4 protein-coding genes are annotated in these 3,314 nt (G+C 43.6%); all 4 read left to right on the top strand.

Going from position 1 to position 3,314, the window contains the following annotated elements; all coding sequences use genetic code 11:
- A partial coding sequence (locus tag RH89_RS13835) for a type II secretion system F family protein (RefSeq protein ID WP_004402911.1) occupies window positions 1-878 on the top strand: 878 nt, incomplete at its 5' end.
- A complete protein-coding gene (locus tag RH89_RS13830; protein WP_004402909.1) occupies window positions 878-1,744 on the top strand; it encodes a type II secretion system F family protein in 867 nt (288 codons plus the stop codon). The genes RH89_RS13835 and RH89_RS13830, both read left to right, overlap by 1 nt.
- Window positions 1,744-2,880 (top strand): tetratricopeptide repeat protein, encoded by a 1,137-nt coding sequence (locus RH89_RS13825; RefSeq protein ID WP_004402905.1) that lies wholly within the window; start codon window positions 1,744-1,746, stop codon window positions 2,878-2,880. Before RH89_RS13830 ends, RH89_RS13825 begins: the two co-directional genes overlap by 1 nt.
- 10 nt (window positions 2,881-2,890) lie before the next feature.
- Window positions 2,891-3,314: TadE/TadG family type IV pilus assembly protein (locus RH89_RS13820; protein ID WP_004402904.1), on the top strand; the 424-nt coding region annotated here is incomplete at its 3' end.

The raw sequence follows: 3,314 nt of genomic DNA, 5'->3' as shown, positions 1-3,314 counted from the left end.
CGCTTTTGTTTTGGTTGTCGCACCGAAAAAACAATAAAAAAGTCACAGCGCTGATAGAGCAGGGGAATGAGTTCGACGGTATTGAAGGAGTGAAAGCCGTCATCGATACGGACCATTTTGAAACCAGTATCCGGATACAAGCCAAGTTTGTTTTCAAAAAACTGCAAAAGCTGCTTGAACCGAATATCCCTTTAAAACTGATCCTGTTTTTTGTCATCAGTGGCGCGTTGATTTTTGTGGTGAATTTATTCCTGTTTAAACAGGATATCTTGGTGTGTCTGGCGATAGGGCAACCGATCCTGTTTGTCGTTTTCCTATACAAACTGGCTGATATTCAGGAAGAAAAATTCAAAAGTGACTTCCCCGATGCGTTGAATATTCTGTCGGGTGCTATCGCTGCTGGGCAGAGCATTATTCATGCTTTTGAATACGTTGGGGAAAAGCTCGACAACGATGTGGGAAAAGAATTTAAGTACATGGCGGAAAGGTTGCTGATTGGGGAAGACCCAGACGATGTACTTTCGCGTAGTGCGTCAACTTTTCCTTATGTCGAATACTTCTTTTTTATTTCGACGATCCGCATCAATCTGAGTCGCGGCGGGCAGTTAAAGGATGTGATTACCAAAATTAACCGCATCATGTTTGATTCTCGCGCATTAGAGAAAAAGAAAAACGCACTCACATCTGAAGCTCGTTCTTCGGCAAAAATTGTCGCGTGTTTACCGATTATCTTTTTGCTGATCCTTCGCTTTACCAGCCCCGAAGACTATAACTTCGTGATGTTTGAAGAGGGTGGGAAACCTATCTTCTATTACGTATTGATCAGTGAGCTAATCGGCTTCTTCTGTATTTCCATGATACTGAGGAGTGTGGATTGATGACTGCCTCAACTCAGTTATATCTAGTGATCGCATTTCTGGCTTCTATGCTGGTGGCCTGGGTATTAATTCGGATGTGGGATTCGATGGTTGCCAGGTTTTACACCAGCAAGATCATTGGCTCTACCAAAGAAGAAAAACGTCAGATAGAGCTGATGACCAAGGTGTTGGATGCATTCAGTTTTAACCACGAAGAGAACAGACAAAAGCTCATCGCAGCAGGGATTTACAATGAGTTTGTTGCGAAGAGCTACTACCTCTTTAAATTCATCCCTTTCCTACTGGTGTTCTTGAGCACTTTGTACGGTTTTTTTATTGGTGATTTAGAGTTTACAGAATTCTTTATGCTTTCTGGTATTGCACTGGTGATCTTTTTGATAGGACCAGATGCCTATGTAGCAGCTCGCACAAGGAAAAACATTAAGCACATCAGTTCTCGTTTGCCATTTTTACTCGACTTGATGAACGTTTGTGTTCACACCGGTATGACCATTGAGTCCAGCCTTGATTTCCTCAGTAAAGAAATCGCCACGGTAGATGAAAACCTTGCATATGTTCTTCGTAAAACGACCGAGCGTTCTCGTTTGGTGGGGTTGGAGAAAGCGTTGGAAGAGTTCTATGAAATGGTGCCTACAACCGAAGCGCAGAGCTTTGTAATGACGCTGACTCAGAGCCTTCAATATGGATCTTCTGTTGGCCCTGTACTTGCTACTTTGGCTACGGATATTCGAGAAATCAATATGATGGAGCTGGAAGAAAAAATTGGAAAAATGGGTGCAAAAATGTCTATTCCTCTGATCGTTTTCATCATGGTACCGATTGTGGTGCTGATCGCCGCCCCCGGAATCGTAAGGATGCTTGCTTAATGGTTAACTATAAAAACGCGTTACTCGTAGTCTTGTTGTTAGGAGGGTGTGCTTCGACTAACAGCGAACTGGATACCAAAGAAGATTTGCTGCTGAGAGCCAATGATAAAACCCAACTGGTGGAGTTCTATAAAGCTAATTTAAAAGAGAATGACGATTACAAGATTAAGTTGGTAAACGTCTACATCGATTTGAAAGATACGTCATCGGCAGAGCTTTATCTGAATACTTTCAGTCAACCCGAAAAAGACGAACCAGGAGTTATTTTAGCGGAAGCCAAAATTGCATACCTCAAACGCAATTACGCCCGAAGTGAACAGTTGTTGGATATGTACCTAGAAGAAGGCGGAGGCAAGTACCAACATCATATCCTGATGGGACAAATTAAAGCCCAACAACGTCAGTTTGGATTAGCCATTGATTACTTCGAACAGAGCCGAAAACTGGGGGCTTCAGATCGGGAAGCGAAAAACAGTATTGCTGTGGTTTATCTGATGCAGGGCAGGTATGACGAGGCTATGGCGTCACTTTATGAACTTTATCTTGAACACCCTAATGACGAGAAAGTGCGCTCTAACCTGTTACTGGCATCGGTGAACGCCAATCGACCAGATATTGCCTTGGATGCACTGCGAGAACAGTACCCCGAGGAACAGGCACGCGAACAACTGAAAAAACTAATGAAATCAGTAAAGAAGAAACCTGTTCCTGTACTTGCTCGCTCTCAGAAACTTCGACCACAGCCCGTTGCTGTGAATTATCCTGCAAGAACGGAGGACAACGCTTTGTATAAGCCACATAGCCAATTGCAATCTGAGGTCCTCCCTGTCGATAGGACAAGTAAACAGCCCCCCGAGGCTGGAAAAATGGTGTTTAACCCTAATAGCTTAAAGGCAAAAACACCATCGATATACCGTATTCAGGTGCTTGCGACCTATAAGGCGATAACAAGTGAGTATCTGGACTATTTACGTAACAACTACGGTACGGTTTACGCCTATTCACACAATCTGTGGAAGCGATACTGCATTGGTGAGTTCAGCTCAGTAGAAGAGGCAAAAGCCTATCTGAATCGGATTCAAATCAAAGGGGCGTTTGTGGTGGACTACACCAAGAATCGTCATATAGAACTGTAGCTGTTGTGGTATGAAATCAATTTCTATTTATCGCAAACGCTCGAAATCTAAGGGCGTGATTACGATTGAAGCCGCGATAGGTTTCCCAATTCTGATTGTAATGATATTGACTTGGATGGAGCTGTGTTTGATGGCATTTGCGATTGCGATTACTGACCACGCCATTACTCGCGCCGTTGCTGATACTAAAAAACTGGGTCGAGCTGATAGCGTGACCACCGTAAATTATGATCGAGCTATCCGCTCTGCAATCCGGCACAGTGGTGGAATTGTTATGCCAGCAGTCATCGAAGATGGCTCTTTGTCCTCAAACATCTATTACATAGATGGCTACCGCACATTAGTGGATTGCAGCAAAAAATCTGAGCATTTTAGCTCATGTAATGGCGTGTCTGAACAACCGAGAAACAAAGCGCTGGCCATGTACGAAGTGT

This window comes from Vibrio nigripulchritudo ATCC 27043, assembly GCF_000222685.1.
Taxonomy (GTDB): domain Bacteria; phylum Pseudomonadota; class Gammaproteobacteria; order Enterobacterales; family Vibrionaceae; genus Vibrio; species Vibrio nigripulchritudo.
This window is presented reverse-complemented; position numbering and strand designations above follow the sequence as displayed.

Coding starts and splice junctions, on each gene's coding strand:
- RH89_RS13830 (WP_004402909.1), top strand. CDS start 878: ATGACTGCCTCAACTCAGTTATATCTAGTGATCGCATTTCTGGCTTCT.
- RH89_RS13825 (WP_004402905.1), top strand. CDS start 1,744: ATGGTTAACTATAAAAACGCGTTACTCGTAGTCTTGTTGTTAGGAGGG.